Raw genomic sequence first — 17,565 nt, forward strand, 5'->3', positions numbered from 1 at the left:
AAAAAACTCTCTGATTAAATGCTCAATTTGAACTGAACCAGTTTTTCTTCATTGTACTTTTTTAGCATTTGGTTGAGGGAATCAAGGTAGTCAGACAGGATTTTGTGGTTGACCAAGTCACTGTCAGAATCGGTTATCGTTACAGGCATTTCTCCGATGAATTTTTCAAGTTCGGGTGCATATTCTTTGATTTTTACGGTTGCTGACAGGATTTCAGCATTGAGTTGGGCTTCGGTTTTCATGGTATTTTGGTGTTTGTTGAAAATCATTACAACTGTTAGGTTGCAAAGATCATTCCTAAATAGACTGAAAATCATGTATGAATAGAATTTAGATTTATATTTTTTACAGGTTTCAAGCCTCTGAATACTTTATAAAAAAGCCATCAAAAAGCGGATTATCCGATTTGAAACGTTTAAATCGGATAAGTAGTCTCCTGGGTTAGTGATAGAGTAGGAAAGGTGAAATTGCTTTATTATTTTAGTTTGATAAATATTTTTAACAAATAAAATTCTCAAAAACATGGAAGACTCTATCTCGTTTACCATTTCACCTGAAGATTTGCAAGCTGTCAAAGACATGATTGCTTCTATTAATGAGCTATTAGAACCATATCTCATCACCCTTTCATCCGAAGAGCGTGATAAACTCCTCGAAATGTCCGAGGAATGCGAACCTTTTGTCTCCAAAGTAATGGACTATGCTGTCACTAATCCAGAATTTCTTCCTCCTTTTGTGAAAATCGAAAACGTTAAAAAAGATTGGCATGACTCCACTTCATTTCTTTCTATTTTCCGGTCTATACAGAAACTTGAGAGTAATCTCAGCGATACTGTGAGGGTGATAAGTTCTGATGCATTTGAAACTGCATTAATCTATTTCAACTGGGTAAAATTAGCAACTGAAATGAATGTCCCTAACTCAAAAACCATCTGTGATGATCTAAATAAAAGTTTAGAAGGAACCGAAAACAGCAATCCAAAACCGGACGAAGAATTGTAATTAATTATTGAGTTACCGTTAGAACTAGGCCGGGTCAAATGATCTGGCTTTTTTATCCGAAAAAGTCAACTCAACGCTTCAGTCTTGTTTTCAATGACTGAAATTGATTAAGGCAAAAACGTCAGTGATGACATTGATATCTTCAGAATAAATGTTTAAACGGATAATGCCTAAGCCAACTCCCTCAGATCTACCGGAACAACTCTTGAAACACCTGCTTCGATCATGGTGATGCCGTAAATGATGTCGGTACTTGCCATGGTGCGCTTGTTGTGCGTCACGATGATAAACTGGGACTCTTTCGAAAATGTATGAATGATGTTGTTGAACTTGTCAATGTTGGCATCGTCAAGCGGGGCGTCCACTTCATCGAAGATACAGAATGGTGCAGGCTTCAGAAGGTAAATCGCAAAAAGCAGGGAAGTGGCGGTCAGGGTTTTTTCCCCGCCGGAAAGTTGGTTGATGGTCAAAGGACGCTTGCCTTTGGGTTTGGCGATGATCTCGATCGGACTTTCCAAGGGATTGCTTGGGTCCACCAAAGTCAGGTCGCATTGGTCCTCCTCGGTAAAGAGCGAGCGGAAGACTTTGATAAAATTCTCTTTGATCTTGCCAAAGGCATCCAAGAAAGTATCTTTAGCTACCTGATCGATTTCCATGATCGTTTCCAACAGGGAGTTTTTGGCTTTGATCAGATCGTCTTTTTGTTCTATGATAAAGGTGTGCCGTTCTTTGATTTCATCATATGCTTCCATCGCCATTGGGTTGATGGGTCCGATTTTTTCCAATCTGTCTTTGGCTTTGCCGACGATTTCGCGGATATCGGACTCAGCCATCTCGGCATAAGCTTCATCTAAAGCAGGATTATCGGACATCAATCCATCCAAATCTATTTCAAATTCCACACTCAGTCTTTCCTTGAGACTTGCAAGCTTAAGTTTGACTTCATTCATGGACTGCTGCATCTCATGGATCAAAGTGTCGAGTGATTCTTTGGATTTTTGGAGTTCACGGATTTGCTTGTCGGTCTCGTCGATCTCCCCACGGCAGGCATAATAGTCCTTTTCTGCTTCATTAACGCCTTTTTCTATGCCCTCCTTTTCGGAATAGAGTTCGATAAGCTCGTCATCTTTGATCTCATTGTTATCCAGCAAAGAGCGGATCTCTGCGTCAATGGAAGCATGCTCGGCTTGGGATTTTTCGATTCTTTCCTTGCTGCTTTCGAAGGCTGATTGCTTGAATTCTATCTCTTGCGTAAGGCTGTTGACGCGGTTGAGCTGTTGGTGATACAGGATATTCTCCTGGTTAAAAGCCGCAGATTTTTGGCTGAGGCTTTCACTTTCAGTATGGAGCTGAAGGTTTATCCTTTCCAATTCCACTTCCAAAGCCTCAAAAGCTGCTTTTTCATTTTCCAGATCGGGCATGATGGTTTCCAAGCTGAATTGGAGGGATTCGATCCGGTCGAGGATGTCCTCCCGCTTGTTGGCATTGGAAGAAAGGAGTTCGGCCAACTGTTCCTTTTTGGTGCGGACAGACACATACTCCTGATTGGTCTCATTGATTTCCTGTTGCAGCTTTTCGATGGCGGATTTGAAACTGACTTCTTTGAGTTTGAGCAGGTCAGTCAGCTTGTCGTCAAGGTTAGCGCGGGTCGCGGAAACTTTCTTGTTGAGTTCCTTGATTTCCTTTTCGAGTTTCTCCAGGTTTTTGGCCCGGCCTATTCTTTTTCCTTCAAAAAGCCCAACAGATCCACCGGAAACGCTGAATTTCCGCTTGGTGAATTTGCCGCTTTCGGTGATGAAAATCGAAGATTGGTCTGAAGGAAAATCCTGGTATTCGCCTTTGACGATATAGACATCATCAAGGATAAATCCGATCAGCTTGGCGTATTTATCATCGTACTCGATGATTTCCGTTGCCGGAATGGCATTGGCAAATAGCTTGGTCTGGGCAGGATGAAAGCTGCCGAAATGCTCCAGGACAAAGAAATTGGCTTTTCCCTTTGCCGAGTCGCTCAAAAGGTTGACTGCTGCGATCGCCTGTACTTCAGTCTCGACCACGTAGTAATTCATGTAGTTTTCGAGGTAATTTTCAATCGTGACCCTGTACTTTTCTTCCGTTGTCAGAATGTCTGATAGGAGCGGAGTGTCCTTCGCCCAACTTGAATTTTTCTTCAGAAACTTGATCGCCTCCGGATAACCCTCCAGGTTTTCGACCAAGGATTTTGTCAGGTTAAATTCATTTTGTCTTGCGTCCAGCTTCCTTGAAGTCTGCGTGACTTCCTCCCGGATCATGTCGATGATGCGGTTGGTTTCCTCTATTTTTTGGATTTGGTCTTCTTCTTTGGATTTGATCTTGGACAACTCAGCTGATTTGAGGTCGAGGAAATCCTTGAGCAAAACCATCTTGTCTTCAAACTCCGCCAAGTTGGTAACCTGATTGGTATCGTCAGAAGCAGTCTTTTCGAGTTCCTGCTTGAGTGTGGAAAGCTGGATTTGCTTGATTTCCTGGTCTTTGGAAAGCTGGTAAACGCGGTCTTTTTTGGAAGAAAAATTCCTTGTCACCTCTTTTTGACTTTCCTGGATTTGAATCTGTTCTCTTTTTTGGGATTCGTAGGCTGCACGCAGTTCCTCGACGATCATTTCTTTCTCGGAAAGCATCTTTTGGGCAGATTCACTTTCCTGCTCAAGGGATCTAATGCTGAATCCTGCACGGTCGTTGGACCTACGGTCTGCATCGATCTGCTCTCGGAGTTTTTGTGCCCGGTCCTCTAGAAATCTCAGCCTTTCGTTTTTGATTTTCTTGTCACTTTCAAACTGCCTGATCTTGTTGACATGCTCGTTGAGTGTCTTTTGGCGGGAGGAAAGCAGTTTTTCCTTCAGGATCAGGTCAGCCTTGCTGAATTCCAATAAGGCTTCTTTTTCTGCGACTTTGGTATTGACTTGGAGCTTTCGGTCTTGTTCCTGCTGTACTTTTTGATTCAAAGAAATCAGCGAATCCGCATGTTTTTGGACGGATTTTTTGGCCAGGTTGATGCTTGCTTCCTTGTATTCCTGTTTGATTTCAAAATACCGAGCAGTCTGCTTGGCCTGTTTTTCGAGGCTTTTTAGGTTTTTTTCTATTTCAAAAAGGATGTCTTCAACACGTGCAAGGTCGGCATCGGTATCTTCTAGTTTCCGGAGGGTTTCCTTTTTTCTCGATTTGAATTTGGATATTCCTGCAGCTTCCTCGAAAAGTTCGCGGCGTGAATTGTTCTTGTCATTCAGGATTTCATCGATCATTTTCAGTTCGATGATGGCATAACTGTTGGAATTGATGCCGGTATCCATAAAGAGGTTGGTGATGTCTTTCAGTCGACAAGCGATGCCATTGAGCAGGTATTCACTTTCCCCTGACCGGTAATAGCGCCGGGTGATGGTAACGTGCGTGTATTCTGTGGGAAGGAGGTTTTTGGTGTTTTCAAAAGTAAGGGAAACCTCCGCGAGATTGCTTGGTTTTCGGTTTTTGGTACCGTTGAAGATCACGTTTTCCATCTTATCCGAGCGGAGCATCCGGGATTTTTGTTCGCCGAGAACCCATCGGATCGCATCCACTACATTGGACTTGCCACAACCGTTTGGACCGACTACTCCGGTTATTCCCTTGTCAAAATGGATGACCATCCTGTCACCAAAACTCTTAAAACCTTTGATCTCCAGCTTACTCAGCAGCATCCTTTACCTCTTTGAAAATGATTACAGACAAAATTACTTGAATTCGGAAATTAACCAAGGCGGGAATGAGAATGATGAATTTAGAATTGAAAATGAATAATTGAATGCAAAACCCTGGCAACCCTCTGCAGATAACAATTACAACAACTAAAACAATTATAACTATTGAGAAACAGATTTCGATAACTTGACAACCCGATAACCTGACAACGCACAGCATAAAACAATTAAATTCCTATATTAGTAACATCAAATTTCAACTTCCATGGATTTAGGAAACATCATCTATATCATTGCCATCATCGCATATTTCATTTATACAGCGACAAAAAAGAAAGCAAATCCTGAAGAAATGGACCAACCGGGTTCGCCGGATAATCCTCAGGAACAAAGAAAACCTTTATCTTTTGAAGATCTCTTGAAGGAAATCAGACAAGGGCAGGGCCAAAGGGAAAAAGACACCAAAGATTCAGGTCAGGGTAAACCGGCTGAAACATTTCCAAGAAGGCAGGAAGGAAGGACATTTGAGCAACCTAAACCGAAGACTGTCCAAGAAGTCAAAAAGATCAAGAGATATGAAAGTTATGAAGGGGTGATTGAAGAAAGAGCCCTTCCGGACAGGGTTAAATTAGCAGACCAAGAAAGGATCCATAGCCATGTGGAAGGGATTAAATCCACCATTGCACTTGAATCTGTAGGAGGTCAAGAAGAAGAGAACAAGTATAAAACCATGCTCAGAAATCCTGAAACCATCAAAGATGCAGTGATTTTGAGTGAGATTTTGAATAGGAAATATTTTTGAAGCCAAGCTTATTTTTTGATTTAATGAGCGGGTATGAACCTTACTTATGGCTTTCTTTGATATGAATATTGTTTCTTAGTAATTTATTACTGAATGATTTGGTTTAGCACCATTTTCCCAAACCTTTACCTCCTATTTTTCTGAAAAACAATTGTTTGCCTTTGGCGTTTTACTCTAGTAATAATTTTTAAATCCAATCCCAATCCCTTATCCGTATATCTTAACATGAAAACTTTAACTAAAATCAAAACGGGTGAATTGTCTTCGGCAAGAAGAGATTTTATCAAAAAATCCGGTGCTATGGCAGCCATGTCTTTATTTGGAGTGGCTTTTTTTACAAGTTGTTCTTCCGATGATCCTGATCCTGGAAGCGGCAGCAACAATCCTCCGGCGACTGGAAATGGAATCACCGTTACCAATAGTGCTGTCACTGTCAATCTTGATCAGGCAACAGCCTTAGCAACAGCAGGAGGTTGGGCTTTGGTAATTGAGGCAAAGGTCTTGATTGTCAATTTAGGGAATAACACTTTCAGTGCTTTAACATCTGTCTGCACACACTCTCAATGTGACAGAAACTGGACTTTTGGAAGCAATGTGTTTACATGTACTTGCCATGGTTCGAGGTTTAATACAGAAGGTGCTGTGCTCACCGGGCCTGCCATCCAACCATTAAAGAGCTATGCTACCAACCTGAACAACAGGACTCTCACCGTAAATCTCACCTGATGAAAAGGTTTTGGTTTTATTTTATTGCAATTTCCTTTTTTGCATTCCCCAAAATAGGGAATACCCAAGGTTTCAAGACAGAAAGCGGTTCTGTTGAATTTCTTTCAAAAGCTTCCTTGAATGAGTTTACCGGAGTTTCAAGTTCGCTCAACGGCTTGATGGATTTGGATAAAAATCTCCTTGACTTTTTTGTTGACCTCAATACCGTGAAAACAGGTATAGGTTTGCGGGACAGGCATATGAGAGAAAATTACCTTGAAACAAAGAAATTTCCTTTTGCTGAATTTACAGGGAAAATTGAAACCTTGCCTACGTTGATAAAAGGTCAGTCAAGAGAGGTTTTAGCCAAAGGGAAGTTTAAAATTCATGGTGTTGAGCGTGAAATTGAGGTTCCTGGAAAGTTGACCATGATCTCCGATAACGAACTGAAGCTTGAGGCGCAGTTCAAAGTTTTACTTTCTGACTACAAAATAGATATACCAACTGTGGTATTTTATGAACTTTCTGAAGAACAGGTTGTCACCATTCAGGCTGTTTTGAAAAAGAATTAAAAAATCTAACCCATCACTTTATGAACTTGAGAAATCTTATCCTTTTAGCAGGGTTGGTGTTTACATACCCTGCATTTGGTCAACTCGAAAGAAAATTAGCTACCGAAAACCAAAATGTTGATTTGATATTCCACGCGCCAAGACATATCAATTTGCTTACTGTAGAGCCATTGGATAAGAAAGCACTCCATTTTGCGATCATGCATACTTTTGGAACCTTGGATGGCGGGATACAGGATTTGTGGGGCTTGGACAACGGTGCAAACATCCAATTCAGTTTTGAGTATGGCTTCAGTGACAAATTCTCTTTGGGTGCAGCGCGTCAAAGTCGAGACAAAGTGTATAACCTATACGGAAGGTACCATCTTCTAAGTCAGACACAAGATAACAGCATGCCTTTTTCCCTCTCATTGATGGGTGGTGCAGCGGTCAACACTTCTGATTATGGTTTTTTACAAAATGACGCACCAAATTTTGCTGAAAGAACCTCATACGCTTTTCAGTTTATGGCTGCCCGTAAATTTTCGGAAAAGCTTAGTGTACAGGTCACACCGATGATGGCCTATTTTGTAGACCCTAATCCTATCTTCTTTATTGAAGGAGATCAAAACCTGTATCTCGCTTTGGGATTCAGCGGTAAATATAAGGTTACAGGAAAGTCCTCGCTGACTTTACAATGGATTCCCAATCTAAACAGCGACCTAAGAAACAACCTTGGAGTTGGGATTGATTTAGAAGCAGGCGGGCATGTATTTCAAATGTATTTTGTTACCTCCCAATTTTTAAATGAACAGTATCTTTTGGCAGGAGGAAATGGAACACCTGGGGATGAATTCAGGATAGGGTTCAATGTCAACAGAATATTTGCTACAGGAAGAAAGAAAAGCAAAAAGTGATTATTTGCTTTTATAAATCCTGATCAAACCCATTTAGTGAAAATTTTCTGTGACATTCCTTGTCAGTCAGGAAGGAATAGTTGTCAAAAGCATTATATTTTGGCTTTAAACTTATTCTTATGGCTCAGGCAAATACTATTGAACAGCAAAAGATTCTTCGGGTATTTAAACTCATCAACCTTTTGAGGGGAAATATTGGAAAAAATGTCCACCGGTTGGCAGAATCATTGGATACGGATTCAAGGACCGTTTATAGGTATTTTAAGTTGTTGGAAGCATTAGGATTTGAAATAGAAAAACAGCATTCCAAATTCAGAATCGTAGACCGGGTGGAGATTCCCATCGAACATGTTTTCGGTACTTTCAACGAGGAGGAAATCGGTTTTATGAATGAGCTGATCAACAAAAGCAGCCAAAAGAACCTCCTCAAAGACTCCATTCTACAAAAAATAAATATCCGTTCTGATTTTAGGCAAAGCGTAAACCAGCTTTTCAATGCCAATTTGGGCATTTTTGTAGACTTGATTTCCCATGCCATCAAGGACCAAAACCAAGTGATTCTGAGAGATTATTATTCCATGAGTTCGGATTCTGTTTCTGACAGGTTGGTTGAGCCTGTGGCCTTCAACAATAATTTTGATTCAATCTATGCTTTGGAAGTAGAAAGCAAAGAAATGAAAATGTTTAAAATAGAAAGGATTGGGGAGGTTTTGTTGACTTCCAAGGTATTCAGATACCAATCATTGCACCAGCCTTTGGAGCAGGGATTGTTTGGTTTTTCAGGAAAAAGTCAGTTTACCGTCCACCTCAAACTCACCAAAAAAGCTTATCAACTGATGATAGAGGAATATCCTGACGCCAAACCTTTTACTTTCACCAAAAACCGAAACCAATATTATTTTGAAGGAAAGGTGCCACAATTGCCGGGATTGGCCCGTTTTATTCTTGGCTTACCCGGAGAAATCAAAGTGGTAGAAGGAGAAGAGCTAAAAATATATCTGGAAGAGCAGTTGGAGAAAGCTAAATTTTTTTGATTCTTATACTTTTAGCTCTGATAGTGATAAATTGTAAAGACTCTTTGTTAAGGACATTATTTAAAACAGAAAGCAAATTGTTAAAAACCTCTTCAAATTCATTTCTTGAATACCTGAGAAAAATGACTGAGCAATTTTTTAATCCATGTGCGAAAAAAAGTTCTCCGAAATCTTTGTCTTCAGTGATAATAGTTGCCTGCATTTCTTTTGCGAGATGAATAATTTCCTTGTCACTGAGACCTTGATAATTCCCTTTTATTGAAACAAATTCAAACCCCTCATTTTCAATTTTTGATACAAGCCTTTGTTCAATATTTTCGTCAAAAATAATCACTAGACTTCGATGTTTTCTTCAAGAGATATCATATCAGCCGCAAACTGAAGAGCTGCCAAAATCTGTTCTTTTGAAATATGTGGATAGTTTTCCAATAAATCTTCGATGGAATATCCTTCCCCTAGTTTTCTTATTACAAGTTCTACAGAAATTCTAGTCCCTTTTATTATCGGTTTTCCCAATAATACATCAGGGTTTCTTTCAATTAGGTTTCGATAAGTCATTGCAGTAATATTTTTATGCCAATTCAATTTAAACAAAAAAGCCACAATTTTCATCATGGCTCTTTCTTTAACTTATTTTTTGAAATTCTTTTTTTTCTAGAATCTATCTCAAATCTCCAGTCTCAATTCTCACTGATGCTCATCCCGCAATAAATCATTGACAGTCTTCACTGGATTGAAGGTAATCAAGGGAACTTCCACGAATACGGTATTCCAACCTGCCATCGCACCGTTCCATAATCCCGGCAATTCCAATGCCTTCAGGTCGCGTCCGCTTTTTGATTTTTCGGTAATGAACCCTGTCCGCATATCCCTAAATTTCAATAAGTCAAATTTATTACCCTTGTAATCCTTGGTGGCACAAACCAAATCGACAGGATTGAAGTGGGTAGAGGCAGAGAAAATCTCTTTGTGTTTTGGGTTGGAAAGGTCGATCTGCGCAGTCTCTGCGATCTGAAGGGAAAGCGAACCGTCATCCTCTTTTACCCAAAAAGGTCCACCTCCCGGTTCCCCGGTATTTTTGACCATCCCGCCGACACGCAAAGGTCTGTTGAGTTTGTGATGTAGGTATTTTCCTTTTTCTTCAAGACTTTTTACTTGGTATGAATCAGGCAAAATTCCTCCCAATAATTCAGTAAACACCTTCTCGGCAAAGGACACTGCAGATTCATCTACATTGAGATCCAATTTATTTAGAGCCTCGAAGACTTTTTCCTGAATTTCAAGCAACAATCCTCCAATTGCGATCTTATATTCCTTGGTAGTCTGCTTTAACCTGTCAGGAACTTCATTGTCAATGTTTTTGATGAAAATCACATCTCCGTCGATGTCATTCAGGTTTTCGAGCAATGCACCGTGTCCTGCGGGTCGGAACAGTACGCTTCCATCTTCCTCTACAAAAGGCTCGTTGTCCATGGTTACCGCTATCGTATCAGTGGATTTCTTTTGTTGAGAATAGGTAATATCGAACTTGACCCCATACTCCTTTTCCAGTTTTGGCTGAACTTCAGCAATCAAGGACTTAAACTTTGGCTCGTGGTCAGGAGAAACCGTAAAATGAAGTCTGATGGTGTTGTCTTTCCCCAAACTATACATCCAACCTTCGATCAGGTGTTCATATGCCGGAGTCCTGTTGTGGTCGCTATATTTATGGAATTTCAATAATCCTTTAGGGAGATTTCCATATCCCAATCCCGAATCATTGAGCAGGGCCGAAATGATTCTTTTGTATTCCTTGTTTTCCAAAGCCTCGCGGATGCTTGATCCTTCTTTTTTGAGGGTATTGTCGAGGTCTTCATAGAAAGCAAACTTTTCTATCTGACTGATGAATTTGTCTACAAACTTACTTTTGGAAATATCGCCGTCACCTTCCACAAAGGAAAAAAGGTCTTTGAACATCCTTGTAGCTGCACCACTGGCTGGGACAAATTTGACTACCTCTTTTTGTTTTGCTTTTTCAGGATAGGTTTTTTGAAAATGAGCCAATTCTTCTTCGGTCAACAATTTGATCCCGTCCCCGATGGTGGCTGCCCTTTCAATAGGTAAAAATGGAAATCCTTCTTTGAAGTTTTTGAGCTGTTCTTTGGCATTTTCAAGGGACATACCCTGACTCAAAATCTGCTTTTCAAGCTGTGCGTTCATGGTTGAATGGTTATTGGTTTAAAAACTTTAATATATGCATTGGAAATATAGAATGAAAGTTTTTTTAGAGGCTAAAGTTAATCCTGTCCCCAGGTCTTTTTTGGGAGAGGATGTTAAGGGAGTTGTTTTCTACTTGCAATATTCTCGGATATCCACCTGTCACCTGTGCATCGCGCATGAGGACTATCAGGGTTCCGTTTGGGGTAAGCTGAATTGTCCCCGGATATACAGGTGAAGTCAATATCGGCTCAACTTCATTTTCTATGGTTTCTTCAAGTTGATAGGCCATCCTGTTGACTAAAGTAGAAATGGTAAAGGACTTTTTCATGATCCTGTTTTGCATCAGTTTGGGCAATTGATCCCATTCTGGTCCTTTATAGACTTTGATCTCCCCATGCTTGAACCAGTTGAGGTTCATTTTGGCGTGAGAACTCAAAGCAGGGTAGAAGCGCTCTTCAGATAGGTAACAGACTGAATCACTTTTTTCAATCTTGAATTGTGGCGTAATGCCAGGGTACCAACTTCTGCTTTCGGCTACGATTTCAGTTTCAAAACCTCCCTGAATGCCCATATAGAGCCATTGTCCTTTCCTGAATTTACGGATATGGATAACATCATCTTCTTGGATCTCTAGTATTTTTCCTGCTTTGACAGGTTTGTCATTCCAATAGATATCCGCATCTGCTCCGACAAAAACAATCCTTGTCGGCATCTCAAAAACCATCTTGGCACCGGGCCCTCCCATTTCCAATACCGAATCGTAAAATTGGTTTTGAAGCAGATAATTAGCTTGGGTCATCGAAAACCTATCCATCACACCGGAATAAGGAACTCCGTATGCGGCCATTCCAAACCTTCCAAGGTCCTGAACCGTGGTCATCAATCCCGGTTGGATAAAATGAATGTAGGCGGGTGTTTTAATCATGATGCCATGAATAAAGTCCCTGATGGGAAAGTTGTTGGATATCTTCGAAAACCTCCCTTGTGATGGGTTCAAATTTGACTTTGTCACCAATGGCGGGAACTACAGGTCTTTCTTTTGAAATATCAAATAGCCTGACAGGACATTGGCCTATAGCATGCCATCCTCCGGGACTTTCTGCGGGATAGATGCCAGTCTGTTTTCCCCCTATCGCAACCGTTCCTGAGGGCATAGATCTTTCAGGATTTTTTTTCCTTGGGGTATATAGCTTTTCATCCAAACCTCCCAAATACATAAACCCAGGCAAAAAACCGTAGAAATGAAGTGTGTAAATGGTTTCGGAATGGATTTTAATAATTTCCTCAATGCCGATTTCGTGGATGCCTGCGAGTTTTTCTAAGTCCTTGCCGGATTCAGGGCTATAGTGGACAGGTATTTTCCAGATTTTGGAACTGAAACTTCCGAGGATCGAAGGCAATTGATTGATTTCCTCAAGGATATCAGCGCAATCATTTTCTGAGATTTCTATTCTAAGTTTCAATGAAAGGGTATTGAATCCTATCCTGATTTCCCGGATACCTTCTGTGTATTCTTCCTCAAAGAACCTGCGGACTTGTTGCTGTTCTCTCAAAATATCTGTAGAGATGACTTTTGGCCAAGCTAGCTCAATCAATTTGCTGTGAATTCTAAAAATTCTGATGTCCATCGTTTATTTGCCAAAATGGGTCCGGAAACTTTTCAATATCTCCAATGCCGCAGGATTGTCTCCGTGGATGCAAATGGTCTCCGCTTCGATGGGGATAAAATTCCCTGTGATTGTTTTGATTTTACTTTCATTGACCATCCAACCGACATGTTCCAAAACCTCTTGTGGGTCAGTCAGTAATGCTTTTGGTTTGCTTCTATCCACCAAGCTTAGGTCGTCATTATAACTTCTGTCTGCGAAAACTTCTCTCTTGATTTTGATGCCTGCCTCCATTGCCATTGCTGCCATGAGAGATCCGGAAGGACAATATAGGAAAGCATCTGCAAAATATTCTTCGACCAAGTGGATTAGGATAAAGGCTGTCAGGTCATCTTTTGCAGCAAAGTTATACAATGCTCCATGGGGTTTGACATGATTCATCGATAGGCCTTGTTGTTGGCATATTTTTTCAAAAAATTGAATTTGTTTCAAGATAATTGTTCGGAGCAGCTTATGCTCTATGTTCATGTACTTCCGACCAAAGTTTTCCCGGTCAGGATAGGAGGGATGTGCCCCTGCTTTAAGGTCATGTTTCTTTGCCAGCTTGATTGTGATTTCTATGCTTTTTTCATCTCCTGTATGTCCTCCGCAGGCAATATTACAGCTGTCAATAAATGGCATCAAGGCTGCATCATTGCTCATTCCTTCCCCAAGGTCACAGTTGATATCAAATGGAAAGGTGTTTTTGTTCATCCCTCTAAATTTAGCAAAATAGTCCTTGTATTGGGGTTTGGTCCTGCTTGGTTTTTTTGCAGATTCAATTTTATTTTTTTTATGGTTTTGGTGAATTCTATTTTTTGGAATAGGTATTTAATTTCTCAAGTTGATATTTTTCTCAATATTTGAATAAAAAAATGAAATATTCATACATTTAATTTAATAGCAGCCGATGTATTGATATGTATAAAATCCAAATACTGATTGTTTATTTTGTCTGTCTTTCGGTTGTTTCATTTTCACAGGAACAGGATTCTGTATTGCTCAGCAGGGCATCAGCTGCTTTTGACCTTGCATCTGTAGATTCAGATTCCGCGTACCTTATAGCTAAAGATGTTCTGAGACAATCGGAAGAAAAGGATTTTTCCCGTGGAATAGCAAATGCCTTTAATGCTTTGGGTTGGGTTTTTATGCACAAAGGCAAAATGGATTCTTCCTTGGTCTTTTTTCAGGAGGCAAAAAAGATCTTCGAAAACACAACCTCTGATTTTGACGTGGCTAGGGTGAATATCAACCTGACGGAAGTTTTGACCAAGCAATCAAGGTTTGCAGAAGCATTGGATTATGCATTGGAGGCAGAATTACAAGCTAACAAAATCGGTGACCTTCCACTTCAGACGGATACCAAGAGGCTTTTGGGGATATTATACAGGGAATTGGGAGATATGGAAAAATCCATTTCTTATTTCAATCAAGCCATAGCCGGATTTGAAAAATCGGGAGATATACGGCGGTCCGTCAATACCGCTATCAGCCTCAGTATTTTATTGAGGAAAATGAACCTCCCGGACAGCAGCCTGACAGTGCTTGAAAAGTGTTTGACTTTGGCACAAAACCAACCCAATAATGATTACCAATTGGCCATGATAAGGGAACACCTTGGTGACAGCCATTATCAAAAAGGTGATTTTAATGCTTCATTGGTGGATTATTTGGAAGCCTTCCAGCTGTTTGAAAAATTAGGAAATATGGCCGATGTGGCCTATGAAGCCATGGTGGTAGGTAAAACCCAAGTTGCTTTGGGAAAGTATGAAGATGCAGACCGCTACCTTTCCATGGCCTATAAAGTCAGCGACAGTCTTGGCTTTACCAATTACCAATATGATGCTTCGGTGGAATTAGCCTCTCTGTACCAAAAAACAGGTCAATGGGAAAAGGCCACCAAACAGCTCGGGATGTCGCTGCAGCTCAAAGACAGCCTTGCCAATCAGATGCAGCTTCAGAAAATGGCAGAGCTCAAAGAAAAATTTGAATCTGAAAAGCAAGAACAGGAAATAGCCTTACTCAAGGCCAACATTGACCTCGAAAGCAGCAAGTCCCGACGAAGAATGCAGCTGCAATATTTTGTTGTTGCAGTTTTTTTGTTGGCAATCATCTTGGCCTACCTTATTTTCAACAGATACCAGCTCAGCCAAAAACTCAAAGAGCAGGAACTGAGAAACCAGATTTCCTCAGACTTGCATGATGATCTTGGCTCCACTTTGTCAAGCATAGACATCAACAGCAGGATCGCTTTGCTCAAAATTGATGACGGCACCCTCGTCGCTTCTCAACTCCAAAAAATTCAGGAAAACAGCAAGACCATTTTGGACAGTCTTTCGCATATCGTTTGGTCGATCAATCCTTCCAATGACAGTGTCCAAAAGGTGATTTCCAAGATGAAGGATTTTGCCTCCGAAGTATTCGAATCTCAGGGCATCCTTTATAGGTTCAAGTCCGATGAAGAAGATTTAGAATCGAAAATCAATCCCTTGATCAGAAAAAATATTTACCTGATATTCAAAGAAGCGGTAAACAACTGTGGCAAATACAGTTTTGCAGAAAATGTGGAGATAGAAGTTGGGTTCAAAAACCAATGGTTTCACCTTTCGATCATAGATGATGGAAAGGGGTTTGATATCTTTGAATCCGGCGAAAAGGGAAACGGACTAAGAAATATGCGCCTGCGTGCGGAGCAGATCCAGGGAGATTTGACGATCAATTCCCAAGTCGGCCAAGGAACTTCCATCCACTTCAAAGTTCATATCCCCTGATTTGGGTATTGTAAATAGCTTTGCCAATCGATAGCTTTAATGTTAAAATGTTTTTCCTATGCCGACCAAGATTTTGATTTATGACGACAATACAGACCTGAGGGAAGGCATTTGTCATTTGTTGAGGTTAAGGGAGGAATATGAGGTGGTAGGCGAATTTGGAGACGCCAAAAACGTCCTCAAAGAAGTCGGCTTTTTGAAGCCTGATGTGATTTTGATGGATATCGAAATGCCGGGAATCACAGGGGTAGAAGCGGTCAAAAAAATCAGGACAATAGACAGGAATGCCCAAATCATCATGTTGACGGTCTTTGATGACCAAGGCCATATTTTTGAAGCGCTGCAATCCGGCGCCAACGGCTATTTATTGAAAAGAAATGCCTCGGACAGGTTGGTGCAATCCATAGAGGAAGTTTTATCCGGCGGAGCTCCCATGAGTCCATCCATTGCGCGTCTCATCATCTCAGAAATGCAGCTAAGGAAACCCCAAGAAAACTACCAGCTTTCTATCCGTGAAAAAGAAATTCTAAAATCCCTGGCCACCGGCAACAGCTTCAAACTGATTGCCTCCGACCTGCAGATCAGCCTGGAAACTGTCAGGACCCATATCAAAAAGATCTATGAAAAGCTGCAAGTACACTCTCAGATCGAGGCCGTCAGCAAAGCTTTGAATGAAAAACTGGTCTGATTTTTTGATTCTCTAAAATTTTTATCACCCTATTAGGGTATTGTGGGTTGTTACCCGATTCTGCACCTTTACTTTATGCAAATCATTCAGGTTGAAGTATTGACAGGCTGTCTATTAAAGTTTTTAGAATATTTCCATCATTTAACTTAATCAGTTATGAGAAAAATTATCTTCCCATATTTCAAAAAAATCCTCTTAAGGCTGCTGCTTTTCGTCTTGATGTTGGGGTCACTTGCTTGTTCTGAAGAGGAGGGACCAAACAATGTAAACAATCCCAACCCTCAGCCTACCACCAAGCTCGAAATCACAGAAACCTCTCCTGAGTTCGTGTTTTGGGGAGAAGAAATCACCATCAAAGGAACAGGATTTAGTACCAAGACTGAGGATAACTTTGTGTGGCTCAAAGGTGAATCCCAATCTTTTGGTAACTGTGCGTTAACCAACAGGACAGATTCACTTGGATGGAGAAAAGCAACTGTTATCAGCGCTACTACTACTTCCCTGACGGTAAGAATTCCTTATGTCCCAGCCTCTCAAAATGCCAATAACAAACCTTGTGGAGTATATAATCCAAATCTTAGCATAACGGTAGCTGGCAAAACCGTCGTCAGCCCGCAGGTGAAACTTCTCGGAAAGCCGTTTATCAATGAAGTCTGTATCAGTAATTCGGGATTCAAAGGCTCAGGTATCATACCTGGCAAGCAATCCAACAATGTGATCAGCATTGGTGGTTTGGGAATGTTTGGATCGGCTTCAGGAATGGATGCCAAAATGAAACTTGCCATAGGTTCTGAAAATATTCCCCTGATCAAAACAGATCCGCCAATTGCCACCTGTTCCAATGGTTATAGTTTTACAATCCCAATTACAATGGCTTCAGGAGAATGTACACCTGATCCAATCAGGACCGGCAGATTCTCAAAAATGATGGATTTTGTTGCAAGTATAGAAGGTACCTCAATCCAGTCAGAGAAGTTTTCCTATCCTGTCGGCTCATTCCCTGATCAAAGTATAGAGTCTTTAGCTACGCAAAGAGCTTCAAAAAGTGCTGCGGGAAATCCTGAAATCAAAATCAAGGGCAAAGGGCTGAATTGGTACAAAGAAGCAAGATTTATCAGTACCAATAGCGCAGGATGCCCTATGGCAACAATTGCCCCTGTATCAAATGTTGCGGGTACAGAGCTAACGGTCTTAATTCCATTGGCACAGATGAACGCGAACTGTACCTATCAACTTTCGCTGATCAATACCTGCAATCTTTCAACAGGACAAATCGGACAAGTGATCATTGACCCTTAATTATAGCTTTTCTTTCAACCAATCAGGGATAAGGCTTTTGGCTTTATCCCTTTTTTTTGGATTTCAGGTTAATTTCTGCCGCAATGGTCGCGAAGGTTTCGCAAAGTCCGCAATGGGAAGATCTCCGTTTCCCCGTTATCCTGCTTCTCCAGAAGCAGGATATTTTAATCCTATGATAGCATAGCACGCAACTAGAGGGTCTCTGCTAACCTGCTTCTCCAGAAGCAGGATATTTTTACTG

General features: G+C 40.9%; 17 protein-coding genes. 9 read left to right on the forward strand and 8 right to left on the reverse strand.

What is annotated here, in order from left to right:
- Window positions 1–14: 14 nt before the first annotated feature.
- Complete coding sequence (locus tag NU887_RS10835; protein ID WP_258423384.1) at window positions 15–242, reverse strand: hypothetical protein; 228 nt, start codon at window positions 240–242, stop codon at window positions 15–17.
- Between the two features lie 280 nt (window positions 243–522).
- Between NU887_RS10835 and NU887_RS10840 the strand changes: the two genes are divergently transcribed.
- Entirely contained in the window at window positions 523–1,002 is a 480-nt protein-coding gene (locus tag NU887_RS10840) for a hypothetical protein (RefSeq protein ID WP_258423385.1), read from the forward strand.
- 170 nt (window positions 1,003–1,172) lie between these two features.
- On the opposite strand, the gene smc is transcribed toward NU887_RS10840, so the two are convergent.
- The gene (smc, locus tag NU887_RS10845) at window positions 1,173–4,712 is read right to left on the reverse strand and encodes a chromosome segregation protein SMC (RefSeq protein WP_258423386.1); all 3,540 of its coding nucleotides are present in this window, start codon (window positions 4,710–4,712) and stop codon (window positions 1,173–1,175) included.
- 265 nt (window positions 4,713–4,977) lie between these two features.
- Between smc and NU887_RS10850 the strand changes: the two genes are divergently transcribed.
- The 5 genes from NU887_RS10850 (at window position 4,978) to NU887_RS10870 (ending at window position 8,721) form a co-directional block, all read left to right on the forward strand.
- Window positions 4,978–5,514 (forward strand): hypothetical protein, encoded by a 537-nt coding sequence (locus NU887_RS10850; RefSeq protein ID WP_258423387.1) that lies wholly within the window; start codon window positions 4,978–4,980, stop codon window positions 5,512–5,514.
- Between the two features lie 225 nt (window positions 5,515–5,739).
- On the forward strand, window positions 5,740–6,240 hold the full coding sequence (locus NU887_RS10855) for a QcrA and Rieske domain-containing protein (RefSeq protein ID WP_258423388.1): 501 nt from the start codon (window positions 5,740–5,742) through the stop codon (window positions 6,238–6,240).
- Window positions 6,240–6,791 carry a YceI family protein gene (locus NU887_RS10860; RefSeq protein WP_258423389.1) on the forward strand — a complete coding sequence of 184 codons (552 nt, stop codon included), beginning with the start codon at window positions 6,240–6,242 and terminating at the stop codon, window positions 6,789–6,791. Before NU887_RS10855 ends, NU887_RS10860 begins: the two co-directional genes overlap by 1 nt.
- A gap of 20 nt (window positions 6,792–6,811) precedes the next feature.
- Window positions 6,812–7,687 (forward strand): DUF5777 family beta-barrel protein, encoded by an 876-nt coding sequence (locus NU887_RS10865; RefSeq protein ID WP_258423390.1) that lies wholly within the window; start codon window positions 6,812–6,814, stop codon window positions 7,685–7,687.
- A 119-nt stretch (window positions 7,688–7,806) separates the two neighbouring features.
- Window positions 7,807–8,721: a helix-turn-helix transcriptional regulator gene (locus NU887_RS10870; protein ID WP_258423391.1), complete on the forward strand. Its 915-nt coding sequence runs from the start codon at window positions 7,807–7,809 to the stop codon at window positions 8,719–8,721.
- Here the strand turns inward: NU887_RS10870 and NU887_RS10875 are convergent.
- The 6 genes from NU887_RS10875 to pxpA form a co-directional block, all read right to left on the reverse strand.
- Window positions 8,708–9,055 (reverse strand): DUF5615 family PIN-like protein, encoded by a 348-nt coding sequence (locus NU887_RS10875; RefSeq protein WP_258423392.1) that lies wholly within the window; start codon window positions 9,053–9,055, stop codon window positions 8,708–8,710. The two genes, NU887_RS10870 and NU887_RS10875, sit on opposite strands and share 14 nt — an antisense overlap.
- Window positions 9,055–9,336, reverse strand: a complete 282-nt coding sequence (locus tag NU887_RS10880; protein ID WP_258423393.1) for a DUF433 domain-containing protein — start codon at window positions 9,334–9,336, stop codon at window positions 9,055–9,057. The genes NU887_RS10875 and NU887_RS10880 overlap by 1 nt, the downstream gene beginning before the upstream one ends.
- 72 nt (window positions 9,337–9,408) lie before the next feature.
- Complete coding sequence (locus tag NU887_RS10885; RefSeq protein ID WP_258423394.1) at window positions 9,409–10,920, reverse strand: DUF4301 family protein; 1,512 nt, start codon at window positions 10,918–10,920, stop codon at window positions 9,409–9,411.
- Window positions 10,921–10,984: 64 nt separating this feature from the next.
- Window positions 10,985–11,845, reverse strand: coding sequence for a 5-oxoprolinase subunit C family protein (locus tag NU887_RS10890; protein WP_258423395.1), 861 nt, complete (start codon window positions 11,843–11,845; stop codon window positions 10,985–10,987).
- Window positions 11,838–12,548, reverse strand: coding sequence for a 5-oxoprolinase subunit PxpB (gene pxpB, locus NU887_RS10895; RefSeq protein ID WP_258423396.1), 711 nt, complete (start codon window positions 12,546–12,548; stop codon window positions 11,838–11,840). The genes NU887_RS10890 and pxpB overlap by 8 nt, the downstream gene beginning before the upstream one ends.
- 3 nt (window positions 12,549–12,551) lie before the next feature.
- On the reverse strand, window positions 12,552–13,280 hold the full coding sequence (gene pxpA, locus NU887_RS10900) for a 5-oxoprolinase subunit PxpA (RefSeq protein WP_258423397.1): 729 nt from the start codon (window positions 13,278–13,280) through the stop codon (window positions 12,552–12,554).
- Window positions 13,281–13,486: 206 nt separating this feature from the next.
- On the opposite strand from pxpA, the gene NU887_RS10905 reads away from it, so the two are divergent.
- The 3 genes from NU887_RS10905 (at window position 13,487) to NU887_RS10915 (ending at window position 17,324) form a co-directional block, all read left to right on the forward strand.
- Window positions 13,487–15,337: an ATP-binding protein gene (locus NU887_RS10905; protein ID WP_258423398.1), complete on the forward strand. Its 1,851-nt coding sequence runs from the start codon at window positions 13,487–13,489 to the stop codon at window positions 15,335–15,337.
- Window positions 15,338–15,395: 58 nt separating this feature from the next.
- Window positions 15,396–16,025, forward strand: a complete 630-nt coding sequence (locus NU887_RS10910; protein ID WP_258423399.1) for a response regulator — start codon at window positions 15,396–15,398, stop codon at window positions 16,023–16,025.
- Between the two features lie 156 nt (window positions 16,026–16,181).
- The gene (locus tag NU887_RS10915; protein ID WP_258423400.1) at window positions 16,182–17,324 is read left to right on the forward strand and encodes a hypothetical protein; all 1,143 of its coding nucleotides are present in this window, start codon (window positions 16,182–16,184) and stop codon (window positions 17,322–17,324) included.
- Window positions 17,325–17,565: the final 241 nt, after the last annotated feature.

The sequence above is a fragment of the Aquiflexum gelatinilyticum genome (assembly GCF_024741135.1).
In the GTDB taxonomy this organism is placed as follows: Bacteria; Bacteroidota; Bacteroidia; order Cytophagales; family Cyclobacteriaceae; genus Cognataquiflexum; species Cognataquiflexum gelatinilyticum.